This is a genomic window from Paraburkholderia eburnea, from assembly GCF_002917095.1.
GTDB lineage: Bacteria > Pseudomonadota > Gammaproteobacteria > Burkholderiales > Burkholderiaceae > Paraburkholderia > Paraburkholderia eburnea.
Genome location: NZ_PQGA01000003.1, coordinates 505570 through 529728, shown reverse-complemented (window position 1 = coordinate 529728; position 24159 = coordinate 505570). Strand labels below are relative to the sequence as shown.

Annotated in this window: 17 protein-coding genes; 10 read left to right on the top strand and 7 right to left on the bottom strand. The window is 65.6% G+C overall.

All coding sequences use genetic code 11. The features are described from left to right. The first annotated feature begins 127 nt into the window (after positions 1 to 127). Complete coding sequence (locus B0G62_RS10325; RefSeq protein ID WP_103704073.1) at positions 128 to 988, top strand: 3-hydroxybutyryl-CoA dehydrogenase; 861 nt, start codon at positions 128 to 130, stop codon at positions 986 to 988. A gap of 19 nt (positions 989 to 1007) precedes the next feature. Here the strand turns inward: B0G62_RS10325 and B0G62_RS10320 are convergent, their stop codons facing one another. Both B0G62_RS10320 and B0G62_RS10315 read right to left on the bottom strand, forming a co-directional pair. Beyond that, positions 1008 to 2102, bottom strand: coding sequence for an aldose epimerase family protein (locus B0G62_RS10320; RefSeq protein WP_103704072.1), 1095 nt, complete (start codon positions 2100 to 2102; stop codon positions 1008 to 1010). A gap of 33 nt (positions 2103 to 2135) precedes the next feature. Beyond that, a complete protein-coding gene (locus B0G62_RS10315) occupies positions 2136 to 3368 on the bottom strand; it encodes a XylR family transcriptional regulator (protein WP_103704071.1) in 1233 nt (410 codons plus the stop codon). Positions 3369 to 3629: 261 nt separating this feature from the next. Between B0G62_RS10315 and xylA the strand changes: the two genes are divergently transcribed. From xylA to B0G62_RS10285, 6 genes are all read left to right on the top strand, one after another. After that, on the top strand, positions 3630 to 4952 hold the full coding sequence (gene xylA / locus B0G62_RS10310; RefSeq protein WP_103704070.1) for a xylose isomerase: 1323 nt from the start codon (positions 3630 to 3632) through the stop codon (positions 4950 to 4952). A 103-nt stretch (positions 4953 to 5055) separates the two neighbouring features. Continuing rightward, entirely contained in the window at positions 5056 to 6546 is a 1491-nt protein-coding gene (xylB, locus tag B0G62_RS10305; protein WP_103704069.1) for a xylulokinase, read from the top strand. A 223-nt stretch (positions 6547 to 6769) separates the two neighbouring features. Continuing rightward, positions 6770 to 7798 (top strand): D-xylose ABC transporter substrate-binding protein, encoded by a 1029-nt coding sequence (gene xylF / locus B0G62_RS10300; protein WP_103704068.1) that lies wholly within the window; start codon positions 6770 to 6772, stop codon positions 7796 to 7798. 70 nt (positions 7799 to 7868) lie between these two features. Next, positions 7869 to 9482 (top strand): D-xylose ABC transporter ATP-binding protein, encoded by a 1614-nt coding sequence (gene xylG / locus B0G62_RS10295; protein WP_407671114.1) that lies wholly within the window; start codon positions 7869 to 7871, stop codon positions 9480 to 9482. A gap of 38 nt (positions 9483 to 9520) precedes the next feature. Then, positions 9521 to 10678, top strand: a complete 1158-nt coding sequence (locus B0G62_RS10290) for a sugar ABC transporter permease (protein ID WP_244193177.1) — start codon at positions 9521 to 9523, stop codon at positions 10676 to 10678. Positions 10679 to 11172: 494 nt separating this feature from the next. After that, complete coding sequence (locus B0G62_RS10285) at positions 11173 to 14022, top strand: ATP-dependent Clp protease ATP-binding subunit (RefSeq protein WP_244193173.1); 2850 nt, start codon at positions 11173 to 11175, stop codon at positions 14020 to 14022. Between the two features lie 84 nt (positions 14023 to 14106). On the opposite strand, the gene B0G62_RS10280 is transcribed toward B0G62_RS10285, so the two are convergent. Together B0G62_RS10280 and B0G62_RS10275 are read right to left on the bottom strand one after the other, a co-directional pair. After that, the gene (locus tag B0G62_RS10280) at positions 14107 to 16392 is read right to left on the bottom strand and encodes an ATP-dependent DNA helicase (RefSeq protein WP_103704066.1); all 2286 of its coding nucleotides are present in this window, start codon (positions 16390 to 16392) and stop codon (positions 14107 to 14109) included. Then, positions 16389 to 18191 carry a VRR-NUC domain-containing protein gene (locus B0G62_RS10275; protein WP_103704122.1) on the bottom strand — a complete coding sequence of 601 codons (1803 nt, stop codon included), beginning with the start codon at positions 18189 to 18191 and terminating at the stop codon, positions 16389 to 16391. The genes B0G62_RS10280 and B0G62_RS10275 overlap by 4 nt, the downstream gene beginning before the upstream one ends. 154 nt (positions 18192 to 18345) lie before the next feature. Here B0G62_RS10275 and B0G62_RS10270 point away from each other — a divergent pair, with 154 nt between their 5' ends. Next, on the top strand, positions 18346 to 18927 hold the full coding sequence (locus tag B0G62_RS10270) for a hypothetical protein (protein ID WP_103704065.1): 582 nt from the start codon (positions 18346 to 18348) through the stop codon (positions 18925 to 18927). Positions 18928 to 18933: 6 nt separating this feature from the next. On the opposite strand, the gene B0G62_RS10265 is transcribed toward B0G62_RS10270, so the two are convergent. Continuing rightward, positions 18934 to 19959 (bottom strand): DUF3443 domain-containing protein, encoded by a 1026-nt coding sequence (locus B0G62_RS10265; protein WP_407671127.1) that lies wholly within the window; start codon positions 19957 to 19959, stop codon positions 18934 to 18936. On the opposite strand from B0G62_RS10265, the gene B0G62_RS32665 reads away from it, so the two are divergent. After that, positions 19940 to 20233 (top strand): hypothetical protein, encoded by a 294-nt coding sequence (locus tag B0G62_RS32665; RefSeq protein ID WP_407671128.1) that lies wholly within the window; start codon positions 19940 to 19942, stop codon positions 20231 to 20233. The two genes, B0G62_RS10265 and B0G62_RS32665, sit on opposite strands and share 20 nt — an antisense overlap. Here the strand turns inward: B0G62_RS32665 and B0G62_RS10260 are convergent. After that, the gene (locus B0G62_RS10260) at positions 20211 to 20705 is read right to left on the bottom strand and encodes a DUF2844 domain-containing protein (RefSeq protein ID WP_103704063.1); all 495 of its coding nucleotides are present in this window, start codon (positions 20703 to 20705) and stop codon (positions 20211 to 20213) included. The genes B0G62_RS32665 and B0G62_RS10260 overlap by 23 nt on opposite strands. 390 nt (positions 20706 to 21095) lie before the next feature. Between B0G62_RS10260 and bamC the strand changes: the two genes are divergently transcribed. Continuing rightward, positions 21096 to 22361, top strand: a complete 1266-nt coding sequence (bamC, locus tag B0G62_RS10255) for an outer membrane protein assembly factor BamC (protein WP_103704062.1) — start codon at positions 21096 to 21098, stop codon at positions 22359 to 22361. Positions 22362 to 22444: 83 nt separating this feature from the next. Here the strand turns inward: bamC and B0G62_RS10250 are convergent, their stop codons facing one another. Then, positions 22445 to 24046, bottom strand: a complete 1602-nt coding sequence (locus tag B0G62_RS10250) for an L-lactate permease (RefSeq protein WP_103704061.1) — start codon at positions 24044 to 24046, stop codon at positions 22445 to 22447. Positions 24047 to 24159 lie beyond the last annotated feature (113 nt).

The window sequence follows — 24159 nt, the reverse complement described above, 5'->3', positions numbered from 1 at the left end:
CGACACTCCTCCTGCCGCGCAACCCGTTACACTCTCTGCTTATGATGCAGTGCACCACGCGCAAGGCATCACCGGTTTTTCATAGACGATGTACCGGCGTCGCAGATAAAGGAGTGAGGAGCAAGACATGGCAATCGAAACGGTAGGGATCGTAGGCGCAGGCACCATGGGCAACGGCATCGCGCAGGCGGTGGCCGTGGCGGGGCTGAAGGCGGTGATGATCGACGTGACGGACGCCGCGCTGGAGCGGGGCGTCGCGACGCTCAAGCACAGCCTCGAACGCCTTGTATCGAAGGGCAAGCTCGACGCCGCGGTGCGCGACGCGGCGCTCGCGCGCATCGAGACCTCGACGGACTACGCGCGCCTCGCCAGCGCCGACCTCGTGATCGAGGCAGCCACGGAAAACGCCGAACTCAAGACGCGCATCCTCAAGCAGATCGAGGCCGCCGCGCGCCCGGATGCGATCATCGCGTCGAACACCTCGTCGATTTCGATCACGGCGCTGGCCACGACGCTGGCCGAGCCGTCGCGCTTCATCGGCATGCACTTCTTCAACCCGGTGCCGATGATGCCGCTCGTCGAGGTGATTCGCGGCCTGCAGACGCGCGCCGAGGTCGCCGACGCCGTGCGCGAACTCGCGCAGCGGCTAGACAAGACGCCGATCGGCGTGAAGAACGCGCCCGGCTTCGTCGTCAACCGCATTCTCGTGCCGATGATCAACGAAGCCTTTTTCGTGCTGGCCGAAGGCGTGGCGAGCGCCGGGGAAATCGATGCCGGCATGAAGCTCGGCGCCAATCATCCGATCGGGCCGCTCGCGCTCGCGGATCTGATCGGCCTCGACGTGTGCCTGTCCGTGATGGACGTGTTCCTGAAGGACTTCGGCGATTCGAAATATCGCGCCTGCCCGCTGCTGCGAGAGATGGTGTCGGCGGGGCAACTGGGCCGCAAGACCGGTCGCGGCGTCTACCAGTACGACAAGGTTTCCTGAGCGCGTCTACTACGCAGAATCAGGCGCGCACGCTGACCTTGTACTGCGTGACCTGGCGGTAAGTGCCGCCAGGCCGCAACACGGCGCCGTCGCAATCGGGCGCCGCCATATTGATCTGGTTCGGGAAGCCGCCCGCTTCGAGGCACAGGCCCGCGTGCTTCACGCACGGCGCGCCGTGGCGTCCCGGCTGGCCCTCCAGATAATTCCCCGTATAGCACTGCAGGCCGCGCTGATCGGTCGAGACGACGAGCTCGCGGCCGCTGCCTGGCTCGTAGACGCTCGCCACCTGACGCAGTGTGAGCGGCCGTCCCGCCTGTTCCGCCTGTTCGCCGCCGCGCAGCACATAGCAATGGTCGAAGCCGCGCGCGCGCGCAAGCTGCACATGCGGCCAGTCGAGCCGCGCGCCCAGCGGCGCGCCGTGCCGGAAGTCGAATGCGCTGCCCGAGACCTCCGCCATGCCGATCGGGATCATCCGTTCATCGACTTCCAGAAAAGCGTCCGCGTCGATCGTCAGGATGTGGCCGCGCACGTCCGCGCCAGGCTCGCCGCTCAGGTTGAAATAGCCGTGGCTCGTGAGGTTGAGCGCGGTGGGTGCATCGGTGATGCCTTCGTAGGCGATCGTGAGCGTGCCGTCATCGTCGAGCGCGTAGCGCACCTGCACGCTCACATTGCCCGGAAAACCGCCATCGCCCTCGGGCGAGTCGAGGCGCAGCAGCAGCGCGCCGCGATCTTCCTCGACCTGCCAGAGCGCGCGGTGAAAGCCGTTCGCGCCGCCATGCAGCAGATTGCCGTTTTCGTTGCGATCGAGCGCATGATCGATGCCGTCCAGCGTGAAGCGCGCGCCGGCGATACGGTTGGCCCAGCGCCCGATCAGGCCGCCCATGTAGGTCGTCGCGCTTTGGTAAGCGGCGGGCGTGTCGTGGCCGAGCAGGATATCGGCGAGCCGTCCCGCGCGATCCGGCGTGTGCCAGGACACGAGCGTCGCGCCGAGGTCGCTGATCGTCAGCTTCATGTCCTGCGCGTTGCGCAGCGTGTAGAGCCGGCAGGCATCGCCGCCGGGCAGCGTGCCCCACGGTTCGACGCTGATCGGGCTGATGTGCAGTGGCTTGTTCATGTGGCTGGAGTCATAAAAGTCGATGGGCGAGCGTCAGGGCGGCGAAATACGGGAAGGCGAGGGCGGCGCCACGCTGTCCTGATACTCGCGCGGCGTGCAGCCCAGTTCGCGCCGGAACACCGCATACATATACTGCAGCGACGTGAAGCCGCAGCGGATCGCCACTTCGGCGCTCGACGCGTCGCGGCTCGCGAGCATGGCCTTCGCCGCATCGAGCTTGTGCCGCAGGATTTCCTGGTGGACGGTGCACTGCAACTCGCGCCGAAAGTATTCTTCGAGCGACGAACGCGATACGCCCACATAATCGGCGACCTGCCCGGTCTTGATGCCCTGACACGCGTACTGGCGGATGAAGTGCCGCGCGCGCATGACGTGCGGGCTCGACATCGGTTCGTGTTTGGTCGACGCCAGTACGTTGATGCCGACGGGCGGCACCAGAATGCGCTGCCCCGGAAAACGTGCGCCGCGCAGCATCTGATGCAACAGGTGCGCGGCCGTCTTGCCCATTTCCTCGGTGCCCTGGATCACGGACGAAATCGGAATGCGCGTGAGGGTGCGCGTGAGCGGGTCGTTGTCGATGCCGATGATCGCCACCTGCTCGGGCACCGCGATGCCATGCATCAGGCAGGCTTGCAGCAGATGACGCGCGCGCGCGTCGGTCACGGCGATCACGCCGACGGGTTTGGGCAGCGCCTGCAGCCATTCGTGCAGTTGCTCGCTGGCCTGATTCCACGACGGCGCGCTGGTGGCCAGACCGCGAAATACCGGCGCCTCCATGCCTTCCTCGCGCGCGAGCGCCTCGAACGCGAGCTCGCGCTCCTGCGCCCAGCGGTTTTCCTGCGCGACGGGCAGGCTGTACATCGCGAGATGCGGCAGACCCGCGCCGATCAGATGCGTCCACGCGAGCGAGACCAGCTTGCGATTGTCGGTCGCGATATAGGGCAGCCCGGCGGGGTACTGCGCGGCATCCTCGAACGACGAGCCGACGGCCACCACGGGCAGCGGAATATTTTGCAGCGCAGCGGCGACGGCGGGATCGTCGAAGTCGGCGATGATGCCATCGCCATCGAAACGCTCGATGCCGTCGAGCCGGCAACGGAAATCCTCTTCGAGAAACAGATCCCACGCCACGCGCGTCGAGTGCAAATAGTGGCCGATGCCCGCGATGATTTCGCGGTCGTAGACCTTGTTCGCGTTGAACAGCAGCGCGATGCGATGCGCGGGGCGGGGCGGCGAGGCAATGGGCAAGGCAGGGGCACGGTTCATGGCGTGGCGCGCGAATGTTTCCGCAGTTGTCTCCGTTGCGAACGCCGCGCTCGCACGTCGATACGGCGCGGCGGCTCCTTTTTAAGCGTCCGGTTATTTTAGGCCGGGTCCACGGCGCGCGCGCGAGCAAAGCAGCCGACTGGCAGGAAACATTACCCGCATCACGCAATTTCGCAATTGCCGCTCGCCCGGCGAGACGGGCAGTATGGCATCACCTTGCCGGATGCGTGCCGTTGCGCCGCAACATTAAATGGAGACGCCATGTCGTATTTCGAAGCCATTCCCGCGATTCGCTATGAAGGCCCGCAATCGGACAATCCGCTTGCGTATCACCACTACGACCGCACGAAGAAAGTGCTGGGCAAGACGCTTGAAGAGCATTTGCGCATTGCCGTGTGCTACTGGCATTCGTTCGTGTGGCCGGGCGTGGATATTTTCGGCCAGGGCACGTTCCATCGTCCGTGGCAGCAGCCCGGCGACGCCATGGAGCGCGCCCATCAGAAAGCCGATGCAGCCTTCGAATTCTTCACCAAACTCGGCGTGCCGTACTACACCTTCCACGACACCGACGTTGCGCCCGAAGGCAGCGATCTTAAGGACTACAAGGAAAACTTCGCGCGCATGGTGGGATACCTGGGCGAGAAGCAGCAGGCGAGCGGCATGAAGCTGCTGTGGGGCACCGCCAATCTGTTCTCGCATCCGCGCTACGCGGCCGGCGCGGCCACCAGTCCGAATCCGGAAGTATTCGCCTATGCGGCGACCCAGGTGTGCAGCGCGCTCGAAGCGACTCACAAGCTAGGCGGCGAAAACTACGTGCTGTGGGGCGGCCGCGAAGGCTACGACACGCTGCTCAATACCGACCTCGTGCACGAGCGCGAACAGTTCGCGCGCTTTCTTTCGATGGTGGTGGAGCACAAGCAGCGCATCGGCTTCAAGGGCGCACTGCTGATCGAGCCGAAGCCGCAGGAGCCGACCAAGCATCAGTACGACTACGACGTTGCCACGGTGCATGGGTTCCTCACGCAATACGGACTGCAGAACGAAATTCGCGTGAATATCGAGGCCAATCACGCGACGCTGGCCGGGCATTCGTTCCATCATGAAATCGCCATGGCGTACGCGCTCAATGTGTTCGGCAGCGTCGATGCGAACCGTGGTGATCCGCAGAACGGCTGGGATACCGACCAGTTCCCGAACAGTGTCGAAGAACTCACGCTGGCGTTCTACGAGATCCTGCGTCACGGCGGCTTTACCACGGGTGGCATGAATTTCGACTCCAAGGTGCGCCGCCAGAGCAGCGATCCGGAGGACCTGTTCTACGGCCATGTGGGTGCGATCGACGTGCTGGCCATCGCGCTGGAACGCGCTGCCGTGCTGGTCGAAAACGACCGGCTCGAACAGTTCAAACGCCAGCGCTACGCCGGTTGGGATACGGAGTTCGGCCGAAAGATCCTTTCTGGCGGCTATTCGCTGTCGTCGCTCGCAACGGACGCCGCCGCGCGCGGCTTCAACCCGCAGCATGCGAGCGGCCAGCAGGAACGCCTCGAAAACGTCATCAATCAGGCGATCTACGGTCAGCGCTAGAAGCGGCCGTAACGGCAGGCTGGCGCGATGTTCGAGCGCCGGCCTGCGAGCAGAAAGAAGCAGCAAAAAGCAGCAAAAAGCAGCAAGAAAAAAGGACGGAGACATGTTTATCGGTATCGACCTTGGCACGTCGGGTGTGAAGGCGGTGCTGCTCGACCGCGCGGGCGATGTGCTCGGCAGCGCGAGCGCGCCGCTCACGGCGAGTCGTCCGCAGCCGCGCTGGTCCGAACAGGCGCCGCAGGACTGGTGGCGCGCCACGCAGCGCGCGCTGCACGACCTGCTCGACACGGTGCGCCGCAACGGCATCGACACGAATCGCATCCAAGCGCTCGGTCTCACCGGCCAGATGCACGGCGCGACGCTGCTCGACGCGCAGGGCGAGGTGCTGCGTCCCGCGATTCTCTGGAACGACGGTCGTTCGGATACCGAATGTATCGAACTGGAGCGTGCCGTGCCCGAACTGCACGCGCTGGCGGGCAATCTGGCGATGCCGGGCTTTACCGCGCCCAAGCTGCTATGGGTGAAGAAACACGAGCCTGAGATTTTCTCGCGCATCGCGCACGTGCTGCTGCCGAAGGACTATCTTCGCTGGCTGCTTACGGGCGTGTTCGCGACCGATCCCTCGGACGCGGCGGGCACGCTATGGCTCGACGTGGCCAGGCGCGACTACAGCGACGCCTTGCTGTCCGCCTGCGGACTCACGCGCGCGCAGATGCCCGAGGTCTTCGAGGGCAACGAAGTGACCGGCAAACTGAGCGCTGATATCGCGCGCGAATTCGGCCTGCGCGAGATCGCGGTCGTGGCGGGCGGCGGCGACAACGCCGCGGGTGCGGTTGGCGTGGGCATCGTGCGGCCTGGTGATGCGATGCTTTCGCTGGGCACGTCGGGCGTCTATTTCGCGGTATCGGACGGCTTTCTGGCCAATCCCGATTCCGCCGTGCATAGCTTCTGTCATGCGCTGCCGCATACCTGGCATCTCATGTCGGTGATGCTCAACGCGGCCAGTTGCCTCGACTTCACCGCGCAATTGACGGGCCACGAGAGCGTGGCCGCGCTGCTCGCCGATGCGCAGTCCCATACGAATGCCGATCTCGACGCGCGCCGTCCCTGGTTTTTGCCCTACCTCAGCGGCGAGCGCACGCCGCACAACAACGTCAATGCCAAGGGCGTTTTCTACGGCATGACGCCGCAAACGTCGCGTGCGGATCTCGCCAACGCGACGCTGGAAGGGGTGGGCTTCGCCTTGCTCGACGGCATGGATGCGCTGCACGCAGCGGGCCTCGTGCCGGAGACGATCACGGTGATCGGCGGCGGCTCGCGCAGCGCCTACTGGACCCAGATGCTCGCCGATATCAGCGGGCGGGCGCTCACGCTGCGCGCGGGCGGCGAGGTAGGGCCGGCGCTCGGCGCGGCGCGTCTCGCGCACCTGGCCGTGGAGCCCGATGCCTCGCTCGAAACCGTGTGTCCGCAGCCGCCCGTGCTGGCGGTGCGCGAACCCAATGCCGCGCGCCACACCTGGTATCGCGATGCCAGGCGCCCGACTTTCGGTGCGCTTTATCGCGCGCTCGAACCCGTATTTGCAGCAAGCGCCTGAGCCGCAGCTTGAATTGCTGGACTGCAAGACCGCAGCACCGCAGCATCGCAGTCCCTGGCCGTACCGCGCTGACACCGTGCCGCCACGCTCCCGCAGGCGCGCCTGGATTTCGCGCAGATTTATCGCAACACGTACTGAAACACGCAACGCGATTCGATAACGCAACGATGTGCCGCCGCCGCGCTTCGCACGGCCGGCACGCGATAACACGAGGAGTGGAGACATGAAGTTCGCCAAACGTCGTTCGGTTCTGGGTTCGCTCGTCTGCGGCGCAGTGCTCGCGAGCCTGTCGCTGGCCGCGCCGCTCGCGCACGCGAGCAAGGACCATCCGGAAATCGGCTTCTGCATCGACGATCTGCGCGTCGAGCGCTGGTCGCGCGACCGCGACTACTTCGTCGCCGCCGCCGAGAAAATGGGCGCGAAGGTTTCGGTGCAGTCGGCCGACGCCAGCGAGGAGCGCCAGATTTCGCAAATCGAAAACCTTATTTCGCGCGGCGTCGATGTGATCGTGATCGTGCCGTTCAATTCGAAAACGCTGGGCAATGTGGTCGCCGAAGCGAAGAAGGCCGGCATCAAGGTGGTCTCGTATGACCGCCTTATTCTCGATGCCGATGTCGACGCCTATATCTCCTTCGACAACGAGAAGGTGGGCGAGCTGCAGGCGCAAGGCGTGTTCAATGCGCAGCCCAAGGGCAATTACTTCCTGCTGGGCGGCGCGCCCACGGACAACAACGCCAAGATGCTGCGTGCAGGACAACTGAAGGTTCTGAAGCCCGCGATCGATCGCGGCGACATCAAGGTGGTCGGCCAGCAGTGGGTGCCGGAGTGGAGCGCGTCGACGGCGCTGCGCATCATGGAAGACGCGCTCACGGCGAACAACAACAAGATCGACGCGGTCGTGGCCTCGAACGACGGCACGGCGGGCGGCGCGATCCAGGCGCTGGCCGCACAGCACCTTGCGGGCAAGGTGCCCGTCTCGGGCCAGGATGCCGATCTCGCGGCGGTCAAGCGCGTGATCGCCGGCACGCAGACCATGACGGTTTACAAGCCGCTCAAGCTCATCGCGGGCGAGGCCGCAAAGCTGGCTGTCGATCTCGCGAAGGGCCAGAAACCCGCCTATAACGCGCAGTACGACAACGGCAAGAAGAAGGTCGATACGGTGCTCCTGCAGCCGACGCTGCTCACGAAGAGCAACGCGGACATCGTCGTGAAGGACGGTTTCTATACGCAGGCGCAACTGGCCAGCCAGTAATCCAGGCGCAACAGGTCTAGCAACCCGGCGTTCCGCGTGCGTGAGCCGATCACGCGCGCGGGACGATGCGATGCAAGGCAGCGATGCAAAGCAGCGAACGAAGCAGCAAATCAAGCGGGCTGAAAAGCGTATGACCGAACCCTTGCTGACGATGCGCGGCATCGTCAAATCCTTCGCGGGCGTCAAGGCGCTCGACGGCATCGATCTCACCGTGCGGCCCGGCGAATGCGTGGGGCTGTGCGGCGAGAACGGCGCGGGCAAATCCACGCTGATGAAGGTGCTCTCCGGTGTCTATCCTCACGGCACATGGAGCGGCGAGATCCGCTGGGAAGGCGCGCCGCTCGAAGCGCAAAGCGTGCGCGACACGGAGCGCGCGGGCATCGTCATCATCCATCAGGAACTGATGCTGGTGCCCGAGCTTTCCGTGGCGGAGAACATCTTCCTAGGCAACGAAATCACGCTGCCGGGCGGGCGCATGAATTACGCGGCCATGTACCAGCGCGCCGCTGAACTGCTGCGTGAGCTCAATATCGATGCGATCAATGTCGCGCAGCCGGTGATGAACTACGGCGGCGGCCACCAGCAACTGATCGAGATCGCCAAGGCGCTCAACAAGCGCGCGAAACTGCTGATTCTCGACGAGCCTTCGTCGTCGCTCACGGCGGCGGAGACGAAAATCCTGCTCGACATCGTGCGCGACCTGAAGCGGCGCGGCGTGGCGTGCGTCTATATCTCGCACAAGCTCGACGAGGTCGAGGCCGTGTGCGACACCGTCAGCGTGATCCGCGACGGCCGCCACGTAGCGACCGAACCGATGGCCACGCTGACCACCGATCGCATCATCGCGATGATGGTGGGGCGCGAGATCAAAAACCTGTTTCCGCGCGAACCGCACGAGATCGGCGAGGTGGTGTTCGAAGCGCGCAACGTGACGTGCCACGACGTGACGAATCCGCGCCGCAAGCGCGTGAACGATGTGTCGTTCGCGGTGCGGCGCGGCGAGATTCTCGGCGTGGCCGGACTGGTGGGCGCGGGGCGCACGGAAACGATGCAGGCGATCTTCGGCGCCTACGAGGGCAATTGCTCGGCGACGGTGCTGCTCGAAGGCAAGCCCTTGAAGATTCGCGCGCCGCTCGATGCGATTCGTGCGGGAATCGCGATGGTGCCCGAGGACCGCAAGCGCCACGGCATCGTGCCGCAACTGGGCGTGGGGCACAACATCACGCTGTCCGTGCTGGAGCGATTCTCGAAACACGGCCGTATCGACACGGCTGCGGAACTCGACACGATTCGCACGGAAATGCAGCGTCTTTCGGTGCGTGCGGCCAACCCCATGTTGTCGATCGCGAGCCTGTCGGGCGGCAACCAGCAGAAGGCCGTGCTGACCAAGATGCTGCTCACCGAACCCAAAGTGCTGATTCTCGACGAGCCCACGCGCGGCGTCGATGTCGGCGCGAAATACGAAATCTACAAGCTCGTGTTCCAGCTCGCGAAGCGCGGCGTGGCGATCGTGATGGTGTCGTCCGAATTGCCGGAAGTGCTTGGCATCAGCGATCGCGTGCTCGTGATCGGCGAGGGCGAGGTGCGTGGCGATTTCGTCAACGACGGTCTCACCCAGGAACACATTCTTGGCGCCGCGATCCAGAGCGCGCGCGCCCAACCTCTTTCAGCGAGTGCAGCATGACCCCCGACGTCACGACTCAAGGCGCGCGCGAAGATCAGATGGCCGGCGGCAAAGGCTTCGGCCTGCGTTTCCAGCAACTGTTCGCACGCTACAAGATTCTCGCCCTGTTGCTGGCCGTAGCCGCGATCTGGGTGTTCTTCTCGGTGCTCACCCATGGCGCGTTCGTGACGCCGCGCAATGTCTCGAACCTGCTGCGGCAGATGTCGATCACCGGCATGCTCGCGTGCGGCATGGTGTTCGTCATCATTGCGGGCGAAATCGATCTATCGGTGGGTTCGCTGCTCGGCCTGCTCGGCGGCGTGGCGGCGATCCTCGACGTGAACCGCCATTGGCCGATCGGCGTGACGGTGCCCGTCGTGCTGGCGCTCGGCGTGCTGGTCGGGATGTTCAACGGCTGGTGGTCCACCTATCGGCGCGTGCCGTCGTTCATCGTCGGGCTGGGCGGGATGCTGGCGTTTCGCGGCGTACTGCTCGGCATCACGGGCGGATCGACCATCGCACCTGTTTCGGATTCCTTTGTTTTTATCGGGCAGGGCTATTTGCCGCGCATTGCGGGTGATGTGCTGGCCTTCGCGCTCTTCGTGCTGCTTGCGTTGCTCACGGTGCGCCAGAGAGCGAACCGCCGGCGCTATCAGTTGAGTGTCGTGCCGCTCTGGCAGGACGTGGTGAAGATCGTCGGCGCGGGTGCGATCCTGCTGGCCTTCGTGCTGATGCTCGACAGCTATGGCGGCATTCCCGTGCCTGTGCTGCTGTTGCTCGCACTGCTCGGCATCTTTACGTGGATCGCGACGCAAACGGTGTTTGGCCGACGCATCTACGCGGTCGGCTCGAACCTGGAAGCGACGCGTCTTTCGGGTGTCAACACGAACCGCGTGAAGCTGGCGATCTTCGCGCTGATGGGCTTGATGTGCGCCGTGGCGGGCATGGTGAATACCGCGCGGCTCGCGGCCGGTTCGCCTTCAGCGGGCACGATGGGCGAGCTCGACGCGATCGCGGCGTGCTTCATCGGCGGCACGTCGATGCGAGGCGGTTCGGGCACGGTGTATGGCGCGCTGATTGGCGCGCTCGTGATGGCGAGTCTCGACAACGGCATGTCGATGCTCGACGTCGACGCCTATTGGCAGATGATCGTGAAGGGCGGGATTCTCGTGCTGGCTGTGTGGATCGACGTGGTGTCGGGGTCGAACCGGCGCTGATGCTTTCCCTCGGCCGAGCGCCGAGGATTGCAAACCTCGCGACATTCGTACGACGTGGACGAGTCCATCAATACAGGTTTTTTTCAGTTGTTCTCTTCGCGCTGAGCCCGGTGCAATGCCAGGCGCGCCTTCCGGGCGGGATGCCAGATCCCGCCCGCTTTCTTGACACTTCGCACGCGCATTCTCCGCACCCGCCGATGCTTTGCACGCTGGGTACGTGATGTTCGGATTCCTGCCACAATCGCTCCGTCGTGTGTCGCCGGTGCCGTGCGCTGCAATGTCTTCGCGTCATGCCACCGGCGCCTCTACTGCCCGCTGCGGCGCCGCACGTTTCGCGCAATCTGCGTAGTCGTTTCGTCAGGCCTCAATGGGCTTGCATCTGTGCGACGCGCTGCCGCCTGTCACATTTCCGGCGCATCCCGCGATGCGCCGCGCCACTCTACGCGCATGCCCCGCATGCCGCAAAGCGGCACCGAACTGGAGACGAGTCGACCATGCCTACTCTCTGCGAGATCTGCAATACGCGCCCTGCCGTCGCGCGCGTGACCGTGGTGCAAAACGGCCAGCGCAAATCGATGTCGATCTGCGATTACGACTATCGGCAATTGATGCGGCATCAGAGCATGATCAATCCCTTCGACTCGCTGCTCGGGGGCGGGGGGCTGTCGCGTTTCTTCGGCGGCGACCACGATCACGACGATGACGATGGCGACGAGATGAGCTTCGCCGCCGAGGTGCCGCGCGAGTCGGTCGATGCGACCGATGCGTTCAGCGAGCAGACGCTCGAAATCCTGCAGCGCGCCGCCGAAAAGGCGCATGAATTGCAGCGCACCGAACTCGACACGGAGCACCTGCTGTACGTGCTGGCCGACACCGATGTCTGCGCGGCGCTGCTCAAGGAGCTGAAGCTGTCGCCGCAGGACATCGTGGCCTATATCGATCAGCACGCCCAGAAGGGCACGGCCAGGCCGGACGCGTCCGTTGATAAGATGACGATTTCGCCGCGTCTGAAGAAAGCGTTTCAGTTCGCCTTTCAGGCCTCGCGCGATCTGGGTCACTCCTATGTCGGTCCCGAACATTTGCTGATTGGCCTGGCGTCGGTGCCCGACAGCATCGCGGGCACGCTGCTCAAGAAATACGGCGTGACGCCCGAAGCATTGCGCCAGAAGGTGGTGAAAGTCGTGGGCAAGGGCGCGGAAGACGGGCGCGTGGACGCGCCCACGAACACGCCCACGCTCGACAAGTTCGGCCGCGATCTCACGGCCATGGCGCGCCAGGGCAAGCTCGATCCGGTGCTGGGCCGCGCGCAGGAAATCGAAAGCACGATCGAAGTGCTCGCGCGCCGCAAGAAGAACAATCCGGTGCTGATCGGCGAGCCGGGCGTGGGCAAGACGGCCATCGTCGAAGGGCTCGCGCAGCGCATCGTCAACGGCGACGTGCCGGAGGTGCTGCGCGGCAAGCGTCTGGTCGAAGTGAATATCAACTCGATGGTGGCGGGCGCGAAATACCGTGGTGAATTCGAAGAACGCGCCAAGCAGTTGATCGACGAGGTGACGGCCAAACACGACGAGCTGATTCTCTTCATCGACGAACTGCATACGATCGTGGGCGCGGGGCAGGGCGGCGGCGAGGGCGGGCTCGATATCGCCAACGTGCTCAAGCCCGCGCTCGCGCGCGGCGAGTTGAGTCTGATCGGTGCGACCACGCTCAACGAATACCAGAAGTACATCGAAAAGGACGCGGCGCTGGAGCGGCGCTTTCAGCCGGTGCTGGTGCCCGAGCCGACGGTCGAGCAAACCATCGTGATCCTGCGCGGTCTGCGCGACAAGCTGGAGGCGCACCATCAGGTCACTTTCGCCGACGACGCCTTCGTGGCGGCAGCGGAGCTGTCGGACCGCTATATCACCTCGCGCTTTTTGCCGGACAAGGCCATCGATCTGATCGACCAGGCGGCGGCGCGCGTGCGCATCGGCGCGACCTCGCGACCGGCCGATATTCAGGAGCTCGAAGCAGAAATTTCCCAGCTCAAGCGCGAGCAGGACTACGCGTCCTCGCGCAAGCGCTTCGACGAGGCCAAGGGCTTCGAGGAGCGTATCAAGGAGAAGCAGGCCACGCTCGAAGAACTCACCGAGGCCTGGCAGCGCAAGACCGGTTCCGAAACGCTGGAAGTCACGGTCGCATCGATCGCCGAAGTGGTCTCGCGGCTCACGGGTATTCCGGTCGCCGATCTCACGCAGGAGGAACGCCAGAAGCTGCTGAAGATGGAAGACAAGTTGCGCGAGCGCGTGGTCGGGCAGAGCGACGCCGTGGTCGCGGTGAGCGATGCGGTGCGGCTCTCGCGCGCGGGCTTGGGCCAGGAGCATCGGCCGATTGCGACCTTCCTGTTTCTCGGCCCGACGGGCGTGGGCAAGACGGAACTGGCGAAGGCGCTGGCGGAAACCGTGTTCGGCGACGAGCAGGCCATCATCCGCATCGACATGAGCGAGTACATGGAGCGCCATGCCGTCGCGCGGCTGATCGGCGCGCCGCCGGGCTATGTGGGCTACGACGAAGGCGGCCAGTTGACCGAGCGCGTGCGGCGGCGCCCGTACAGCGTGATTCTGCTGGATGAGATCGAGAAGGCGCACCCGGACGTCTATAACGTGCTGCTGCAGGTGTTCGACGATGGGCGGCTCACGGACGGCAAGGGCCGCGTGGTCGATTTCAGCAACACCATCATCATCGCCACGAGCAATCTGGGCGCGTCGATCATCATGGAGAACCTCGAACAGCCCGAGGACCAGCGCAAGAGCGACAAGGAAGTGCGCGGGGAACTGATGAAGGTGCTCAAGGGCCACTTCCGGCCCGAGTTCCTCAATCGTATCGACGAGATCATCGTGTTCCATGCGCTGTCGAAGGACAACATCCGCAACATCGTGCAGATCCAGCTCGACCGCGTGACGCGCACGGCGGCGGCGCAGGGCATTACGCTCAAGATGAGCGATGCGCTCGTCGAGCATCTGGTCGAGGCCGGTTATCAGCCCGAATTCGGCGCGCGCGAATTGAAGCGGCAGATTCGCCAGGAAGTGGAAACGCGCCTCGCCAGGGAGATTCTGGGCGATGCGCTGCAATCGGGCGACACCGTCGAGATCGGCTACGACAAGGCGAATGACGAAGTCACCATCGACAAGACCGCCGTGCCAGCCGATATCCCCGAAGCGAAGGCGGCCAGGAAGGGCAAGAGCGCCAGGCCCGACGTGAAGGAGGTCGCACCGGAAATCGCGGCCGACGATCTCGAAGGCGACCCGCCTCCGCCGCCGTCGAAGAAGAACGGCAAGGGTGGAGGAAAGTCGAAGTCGGCTTGATGGGCTTTTGAGGAAAGCGCGGCGCCGTTGTTGGCGCTGCGCTTGCTGTATCGCAATTGATAGGGAATCCGTATCAATGGTGCGTCACGCGATCTCCCACCAGGCGGGCAGCAGCGCGCGCACGTCGGGCCGCGCGAAGCGGTCGTCAAGCAGATGCACCACGCCGCGGTCTTCCTCGCTGCGGATCACGCGGCCTGCGGCCTGCACGACCTTGCGCAGGCCGGGAATCAGATAGGTGTAGTCGAAGCCCGCGCCGTAAAGCGTATCCATGCGCTCGCGCATTGCCTCGTTGACGGGATTGACCTGCGGCATGCCCAGCGTCGCGATGAAGGTGCCGATCAGACGCGTGCCCGGCAGATCGATGCCTTCGCCAAACGCGCCGCCCAGCACGGCAAAGCCAATTCCAGCGCCACCCTCCACAAAGCGCGCAACGAAGCCCTGTTGCTGCGCTTCGTCCATCGTGCGCGACTGCATCCAGGTGTCGATGTGCGGGTGGCGCGCGACGAACACAGCGGCGGCCTGCTGCAGATAGTCGTAGCTGCTGAAGAAACACAGATAGTTGCCGGGCCGCGCGGCATATTGGCGCGCGATACGTTCGACGAGCGTGTCGAGCGAACGCGCACGATCCTTGTAACGCGTCGAGATATCGCGCGCGATCCGCACGTCGAGTTGTTCCGCGCGAAACGGCGTGTCGATCTCCACTTGCACCGTGTTTGCGGGCAGCCCGAGCATATCGGTGTAAAAGCGGGCGGGCGCGAGCGTGGCCGAAAAAAGCGTCACGCTATGCGCGGCGGCCACGCGCGGGCGCAGTGCGTTGGCGGGCACGAGATTGCGGATGCAAAGCGTCGAACGCGCGCGCTTTGTGTTGGAGCCGAAGGCGGGCAGCGGCGTGACGTCGAAGATCGATTGCGTGTCGAATCGCTCCGCAAGCCGCACGAAATGCAGCGCGTCGAAATAGAACCGTTCGAGTTCCGGGTCGCGCACGAGCGCGGCTTCGGCAAGCTGGTCGCCGATGGCGGCGATCACATCGCCCAGTGCGGCGACGAGGCCATCGGGCAGCGTATCGCTTGCGCGCCACGCGTCGGGTGCGAGCGCGTTTTGCGCATTCCAGTGCCGCGCAAGCCGCGTCAGGGCGCGCTTGACCGGGGCACTCGCGGCGCGCCGCACGGCGTCGGCGCGCGTTTGCACGAGTTCGGCGGAATACATCGCACGGGCGCGTTCGGGCAGGTTGTGGGCTTCGTCGACGAGCAGGCTCATGCGCCACTGATTGCGCGCGCCGAGCATGAACAGCATGGCGCTCACGTCGAAGTAATAGTTGTAGTCGCCCACGATCACGTCGCTCCAGCTCGCGAGTTCCTGGCCGAGGTAATACGGGCAGACCGCGTGCTCGCGCGCGACTTCGCGCAGCGTGTCGCGCTTGAGATTGACGCGCGCGAGCGCGGCCTCGCGCGCGGCGGGCAAGCGGTCGTAGAAGCCGCGCGCGAGCGGGCAGGACTGGCCGTGGCACGCGAGTTCGGGATGCTCGCAGGCCTTGTCGCGCGCGACGAGTTCGAGCACGCGCAGCGGCAAGGGCGCGCCGTCGCTTTTGTCCCTGGCGTGCGCCATGGCGAGCGTGTCGAGTGCGTCGAGCGCCAGTTGCCGCCCGGGGCTTTTCGCGCTCAGGAACAGCACCTTGTCGATGCCGCCGCGCGCGCAGGCCTTCAATTGCGGAAACAGCGTGCCGATGGTTTTGCCGATGCCCGTGGGCGCCTGGGCAAGCAGACAGCGGCCCTGGGTGGCGGCGCGCCAGACCGCTTCGGCAAGGTCGCGCTGGCCGTGGCGAAAGCTCGCATGTGGCAGACGCAGCGCGGCGAGCGCCGTATCGCGCGCCGTGCGGTGCGCGCTTTCCTGCTCGGCCCACGCGACAAAGCGTGCGCATTGCGCTTCGAAATCGGCGCGCAGCGGTTGGGCGCTGGCCTGCTCGACGAGCGCGGTCTCGCGCCCCGAGCCGATTTCGTAATACACGAGCGCGAGTTCGAGCGTGTCGAGGCCAAGTTTTTCGCACATCAGCGCGCCGTAGACGCGTAGTTGCGCCCAGTGCAGCGCGCGCTGGTTTTCGCGCATGGCGTCGAGCTCGCCGCGGTAGGTCTTGAATTCCTCCAGCCGCCGGCGCGCGGGGTCGTAGCCGTCGGCGCGCCCGCGCACCGTGAGCGAGCCGAACGTGCCGCTCAAGGCGATCTCGGTCTCGTAGCCCGCAGGCCGTCGCGCGGCGATGGCGGCATGGCCCGCCCGGCCTTCGCTCGCGTCGGGCGAGGGCGTGAAGCGCAGATCGAGATCGCCGCGTTTGGCGGTGAACTCGCAGAGCGTGCGGACCGCGACGGTGTAAGTCATGGCGTCGCCGTGCCTGTTTCGGTTGTTTCGGCTGCTTCGGTTGTTCCGGCCGTTTCGTGCGTTTCGTGCGTTTCCCAGCGCGCCTGCAGCACCGTCACGGGCATGTCGTGCGCCGCGCAGTAAGCCAGCCAGCGGCGCTGGTTGTCCTGCAGCCGGTCGCCGGGGCCTTTTACTTCGATCAATTCGTAGCGGCGCTCGCGCGGCCAGAAGCGCACGAGGTCGGGCAGGCCCGAACGGTTCGCGGCGGGTTCCCGCAACAGGCGCTCGAACCACAGGCGCAGATGCGCGGCGGGAAGGCAGTCGAGCGCCAGCGTGAGCAACGCCTCGTCGAGGGCGGCCCACGCGACGAAGGGCGACTGCGTGCCGTATTTATCGGCGAAACGCTGCTCGATGGTCGCGCGATAGCGGCCCGTTTCAAGCTCGGCGAGGCAGGCGTCGAACAGCGCGCCGCGCCGCGTGACGAAATCGGCGGCGTGCAGGTCGGCGGGGCCGCGCTGGAACGGATGGAAAAACGCCCCCGGCAGCGGCGCGAACAGCGCCGGCCAGCACAGCAGGCCGAAGAGGCCGGTAATCAGCGTGTTTTCGACATAGAACACGGGCGCGTCGGCACTGGCGAGCGCGCGCCGCGCGGCTTCCTCCACGCGCAGATGCGTGTGCGCGGCGGGGAGCGTGAGTTCGATCTGCCTGTGCGTTGGCGTGGGTTGCGCGGTCTGCGCGGGTTGCGCCTGCGCGCGCTTGCGTGTCAGACGGCCGAGTGTGCGCGCCGCACGCTGCGCTTCTTCCTCGTTCGCGGGCGCGGCGGCGATGGCCTGGGCGAGGGCGCAGGCGTCGTCGCGGCGGCCCAGCTGCTCCAGCACGCGCACGCGGCGGTAGCGCGACTCGGGGTGGCCGCATTCCCGATAGGCGCGCATCGCGAGCACCGCGTCGCCCAGCCGTTCGGCGGCCTGGCCCACCGCATGGCGCACGCGGTCGTGGCGTGCATGCAGCCAGGCGTTGGCGCGGGTGTGCGCGGCGAGGGCATCGAGCGTGTCGAGCGCGGCGGCGAGGGCGTCGGCACGCTGGTCCTCGGGCGCGAGATCGAAGGCTTCGCGGCAGTCGCGCAACGCCAGATACGCGTCGATGTCCGCGCGCTGCTGGAATGCCCGCGAAGCGCCGTCGAGCGGCACCGGTTCGTAGCGGTACACGCCCAGATCGGCGAGCACGAATTCGGACCAGTCCTGACGCAGATTGCCGAAGAACATCAGGCGCAGCCGTTCGCATAGCGGCGCTGCGGTGAAATCGACCACCGTGTCCGGCGAAGCCGGAAACCACGCGTCCCAGCCACGCGCCGAGGGGGCGGTTGCGTCAAGCGCGTTCAGGAGCGCGGCGCGCGTGGCGGTGCGAAGGTTGAGTGCGCGCAGCGGGTCGAATCCCGCCGCGTGGTTTGCAGTTTCGAAGTCGGCGTCAGCCATGAGCCGCGCGGCGAGCGCCTGGAGTTCCGCCCGCGTGACCAGCGCCGCGAGCGCGTCGAATTCGAGTACCGGCGCGCCGTCGAGCCAGCCCGCCTCGATCAGCGGCGCCGCCGCCGCGCGTGGGCAGCCGATCTCGGCATAGTCGAGCTTGCTGGCGCGAAACTGCGGCCCTTTGCGCATCAGCATCCGCACGAACAGCGCGCGCGAGGCGCGCGGCAGGGTGCCGAAGCCTTGCACGAGGCGCTGCCCGGCGGCGTCGAACAGGTCGGCGCAGCGGGCGTCGAGCCAGCCGAGCGCGCGCTCGAAGTTCGCGAGGTAATAGAACGGATCGGGAGGGTCGGGGAGCACGCGCGGCACTGTATGGATATACAGCCGCGATGATAGCAGGCTCGCGGTGAAACGGCCCCGGGCGGCCCGTAAGCTACAATTGCCGAAGCCCGGGAACCCGGGGCGCGCGCCCCGCGCGATTACAGCGATTACAGCGATTACAGCGACAAGAGCGATGAAGAAACGGAATGCCTGTCTCGTCGGCCTCGCAGCCGGCGCCACCCTGCTCGCGGGCTGCGTTGCGCAGTACCAGAACCCCAGCGCCTGCGAACAGGAGATGCGCGCCCGGCTCGCTCATGAGTCGCTGGGCGATCTCTCCGTGACGCACACGGCGGTCGCGTATCGCGGCCAGCGCGTCGTGATCGAAGGGCAGCTCGAACGCGGGATTCTGCCGGTCGCAGGCGCGCCGGCTTCCGGCGCCGCTGCTGCTTCGGCTGCCTCTTCGGCATCCGCGGCATCGGTTGCAACGGCCGCATCGGCGACGTCTGACACGACCGGCAAGCCGCACGCATCGTTCGCGGCGGGCGCCCCGGCGGCCAGCGCCGCGGCCGTGGCCTCCGCAGCCAAAGCGAACGAACCCAAGCCCGCCACGCCGGTTGCGTTCATCGCCGAAAAGCTCGGCCTGCACAAGGCGTCGCGTCCGCAAACCGCCGCCGAATGTCTCTACGACCGCAGCGGCGCGCTCACCTCGTTCCATTGGCTCGCGCCCGCGGCGCTGGCGAAAACCACCCCCGCCTCGGACGCAAACGCCGAATAAGCGCCCTCAGAACGCGTAGTACGGCCCCGCGCCCGCGGGCGTCGCCTGCGCCTGGATGGCCGTGTACACACGCCGTCCGAAGAAGAACGGCAGCCCCCAGCCGAACGCGCTGCCGTTATATCCCGCGAGATTGTTGAAGGCCCAGTTGCCGGTGGCGAAGAGCGAAGTCGCATTCGCCACCGACAGCGACGCGCTCGCCGAGACGCCGTCCACGCCCTTGAGCGTCGCGCCAAGGCTTTGCGGCGAACTCGGGCAAAACCACACGCCGCAGCGCGTGAGCGTGGTATTGGCGAAGAAAAAGCCGTTCGAGCCGCTGTCGATATAACTCTGCGAATAGACCGTGCCGTCCGAGGTCGTGGTCGACACGAAGCCCGTCACCGAATTGCCGCGCAGCACGGTCGCGCTGCCCAGCGCATTGTTCGCCTGTGAGCCGATGCCGAACACAAGCGAGCCGCTCACGTTGCTTTGGCCTGTGTCGGAAATCGCGGGCAGGTCGATGACGACGCCGTTGTTGTCGGTCGCGAACGCCGCCACCGGGTTACTGACCTGCTGCGCGAGCGGCTGCGTGCTTGGCGTGCAGTTGCCCGATGGGCAAGCGTAGTACCACGAACTGTTGGGCCCGTTGACGCAGGCCGCGCCGCAATCGGCGCCGAACGGTCCGACGCCGAGAATGCCGTTCGAGCGCAACACCGTGCTGTTCAACATCGCGAGGCCGAAACTCGTGCAGGCGCTCGGCGTGACCGGCACCGAGGGGTCGGCGATCAACTGGATCGGCAGCGCGCTGGCGACTTCGCCCGCGAGCTTGACGTCGGCGCTGCGCACCGCGCCCCACGTGTAGCCGGAGCCGAACGCGGCGCACGAACCGGCCGGATCGGCGCCGCTGCCGGCGGGGACGGCCGGCAGCGCGAAACCCGCGGGCAACGCCGAGGCAAGCAGGCGCAGCCCCTGCGAGCCGGTATCGACCTGCACGTTGTTCACGGTCGCGCAGGTGCTCGTGCCAGGCACGCAGACCGTGACGCTCGCCATCAACATATTGCGGGTCGAGGTGGGCGTCGAGGCGACGGTGATCGGCAGCACATTCGGCGTCGTGGACTGGGCCACGCTGCTGCTCGTGGTCGACGGAGCCGATGCCGCGATGGGCGGGTTTGCGCCGGAAGCCGCAGGTGCGCTGGCGACCGGCGTGCTGGCCGGCGCCGCCGCACCCGCAGCCGAGCCACCACCGCCGCCCCCGCAGGCGTTAAGCGCCAAAGCCACGCTTCCAGCGATCAAGGCGAGGCGCGCTTTCATCGCAGGTCTCCTTCTGTGATACCGGCGGGCAGCGCGGACGGCAGCCACGCACGGCCCACATAGCTGCGCATCAGTCCACCGGATTCGACGACGACGCTGGGCGTATCCACGCGCGCGGCGTGCAGGCCGTCGCGCCCGGCAAGGTGCAGGGCGACGGCGCCGCTCTGGTACTCGCCGGCATAGCGGCCGAGCAGGATATCGAGGTTCGGCGCCGACGGCCCTTGCCAGGTGTAGGCGAAGACCTCGCCGCTGCCCGTGGCGACGTATTCGCGCAGGCGCGTGCCGAACGCATCGATGGTTTGCGTCACGCGCACGGCGCCGCCTGGCAGATAGTGCGTGGCGTTCGAGTCGCTTGCGGCACTCGCTGTCGGGCGGGCCGTGGCGATGTCCCCGAGCGCCGCGCGGGCCGGCGTGGCCGTGGCGGCAAGGGCTGAGGCAAGGCAGGCGAAAGCCGCGACTCGGCCTGCCCGCATGAGGCTGCAAATTGTCATGACGCTCTCCGTGCTACGTTTTTCGAATTTTTATTTTGAGATTTTGGGAAAAAGTAGCACCGGGTCGCCGTGACAAGTCATATGGAACAAAAAAGCCAGCCAGGACAAATTTGCGCCGAACGTCTGTGTTTCGCTAAATCATTGATAAAAAATGAGATTTGTCATAGGTAAGCCGGTTTGACAGCGTTTCTGGAATGTTGATGAAGGTTACATGAAGGGCATCGCCGCGCGTGTCGTGCACCGTCATACGCGGCCGCTCCTTGCCTCGGCAACATACGGAAACGCGTCGGCTTAACCCTGTTTTTGCACAGCGTGCCATCTCGCCGGTAAAATGGCTGGTTGATCCACGCACACACTGGCCGTGGCCGTAGCCGAAGGGATTACCCGAACATGAGTGATTTTCATCAACGTCTTGCCGCGCGCGCGTTTGCGCTCCTGATGGCAGGCGGGCTGGTCGCCGGCTGCAGTTCGCCGACGCCGGGCAAGATCGATTACCGTAGCGACGCAAAAGCGAAGCAGTCGTCGCTGGCCGTTCCGCCGAACATGCTCGACGAAACCGCCGATCAGCGCTCGCTGCCCCCGCAGGGCGGCGAAACCTCGCTGTCCGCGCTCAAGCAGGTGCAGTCCAGCGCGCCCGCCGTCGACGAAAGCAGCGAAGTGCTGCCGCAGGTGCCGGGCATGCATATCCAGCGCGACGGTACGGAAAGCTGGCTCGTCATCGACAGCCGCACGCCCGCCGACGTCTGGGCGCAAGTCCGCCGCTTCTGGCAGGAACAGGGCTTCCTGCTGGTGGTCGATCAGCGCGACAAGGGTCTGATGGAAACGGACTGGAACGAAACCCATCCGAAGATCAACGACGGTCTGATCCGTAACACGCTGTCGTGGGCCACGGGCAATTCCTACGTCACGGCGGAGCGCAACAAGTACCGCACCCGTCTGGAAACGTCGCCCACGGGCGGCACCTACGTGTTCATCAGCCAGAAGGGCCTGAGCGAACAACTGTCGGGCACCAACAACGAAACCAGCAAGTGGGTGCCCAAGCCCAACGATCCGGCGCTCGAGCAGGAATACCTCAAGCGCCTGATGGTGACGCTCGCGCGCGCCAAGCCCGGCGTGCCGGACGCCCAGGTGGCCGCGGAAGCCGACGCCAAGGCGAGCGACAACGCGAAGACGGCCAATGGCGCGAACGGTGCGGCGTCGAAGGCCGATCCGGCCGCCGCGGCGATTGCTGCGCAAAACGCGGCAGCCGTGGGCCAAAGCCCGACGGCAACGGGTTCGTCGAAGGGCGCCGGCGGTGCAACCGGCGGTCAATACACCTCGACCGAGCTGACGCTGGGCGAGCCGTATGACCGCGCATGGCTGCGCGTGGGTCTCGCGCTCGACCGCGCGAACTTCACGGTGGACGATCGCGATCGCTCGAAGGGCATCTACTACGTGCGCTACGTCGATCCGCAGGATATGACCTCGGCCGAGCAAGGCTTCTGGAACCAGATCTTCCACGGCCGCAAGGAAAAGGTCGCGAAGCAATACAAGGTCAACGTGCGCGCCGTCACCGAGAATCAAACCCGCGTCTCGGTGCTGGACGACAGCGGCCAGATCGATTCGTCGCGTCCTGCGCGCGAAATCATGGGCCTCGTGGTCGAAGAGCTGCACTAACGCGTCATAGCGTTTAAGCGTCGCCCATAAAAAACCCGCCTTGCGCAAGCAGGCGGGTTTTTTTCGTCATGAAGCCAGCGCGCTCAGTGCGGCGGAATCATCCATGTAAATACGTTCTGTTGCAGCCACACCAGAATGCCGAGCAGCACCGTCATCAGGATCGAGTGCTTGAACGTGCGCGCGAATACATGACCTTCCTGGCCTTTGAGTTCGGTGGTCGCGACGCCGGTTGCGATGTTCTGCGGCGAGATCATCTTGCCCATCACGCCGCCCGATGAATTGGTCGCCGCCATCAGCACCGGGTTGAGGTTGAGCTGCTGCGCGGCCACGACCTGAAGATTGCCGAACAGCGCGTTGCCCGAGGTATCGCTGCCCGACAGGAAGACGGCGACCCAGCCGAGAAATGCCGACACCAGCGGGAACAACGCGCCCACCGACGCGACGCCCAGGCCCAGCGTGTAGGTGAGCCCGGAGTAGTTCATCAGAAAGGCGAGGCCGACGATGGTGGCCACGGTCAGGATGGCGATGCGCGTCTGCACCCAGGTATCCACGACGGCGCCGCCGAAGTCGGCGGGTTTCAGGCGCACCACGAAGGCCGTGATGATGGCCGAGACCAGAATCGCCGTGCCGGTCGCGAGCGGCTGGAAATCCCACACCGCGCCATAGGGCGTCTTGTAGAGCGTGATGAACACGGCCTTGTTCAGACCCGGCCAGGGCACCTTGACGTCGCCGATCGCGAAGACCTTGGCGACGGTCCAGATGATCACGACCGCCGCGACGATGATCCACGGATACCAGCCCTGCGCCCCCGTGACGCTGCCGCGTACTTCCTTCGCGCGATCGACGCGGATCTCGAAGCGTGCATCGGGCACCGGTTTCCATACGCGCAGGAACAGGATCGTGAGGATCAGCGACACGAGCGAGGACAGCACGTCGGTGAGGCTGTAGTTGACGAAGTTCGAGGTGACGAACTGCGTGAGCGCGAAACTGCCGCCCGAGACCAGCAGCACCGGCCAGATGCGCAACATGCCGCCCACGCCCGCGTAGATGGCGATCACATAGAACGGCAGCAGCAGCGCGAAGAACGGCAACTGGCGGCCGACCATCTGGCCCAGCACGTCGGCGGGCAGGTGCGTGACCGCGCCGAGCACCGTGATCGGCACGCCCAGCGCGCCGAACGCCACGGGCGCGGTGTTGAAGATCAGCGTGAAGGTGAGCGCTTCGAGTGTCGGAAAGCCCAGCATGATGAGCAGCGAACTCGTGATGGCGATTGGCGTGCCGAAGCCGGAAATCCCTTCGAACAGGGCGCCGAATGAAAAACCCACGACCACGAGCACGATGCGCCGGTCGTTCGGCAGATTGTCGAGCAGCCACATGCGAAACGCCGCGAAGCGGCCCGATCTCAGCGCGATGTTGTAGAGCAGGATGGCCGTGACGACGATCCACATGACCGGCCAGAGCGCGAAGACTACGCCGTTGAGCACCGCGCTGATCGCCAGATTGACCGGGAACTGCCAGCCCGCGATGGCGACGATCAGGCCCACGACGAGCCCCGCGAGCGAGGCCTGCCACGCGGGCCGGCGCGCCCAGCCCAGCATGAGCAGCACCACGACGATCGGCAGGACGGCGACGAGAAACGACAGGAGCAGCGAATTGCCGATGGGAGTCAACAACTGATGGAACATGACGTCTCCTTTCTGCTGGTTCGTATCGGCGCGCGCATGAGCGAGGGCGCAAGGCGCAGGCGCGCGCGGCGTGCCGGGTAGGGCGTTGGCGACGCAGACGGTAAAACGAACGA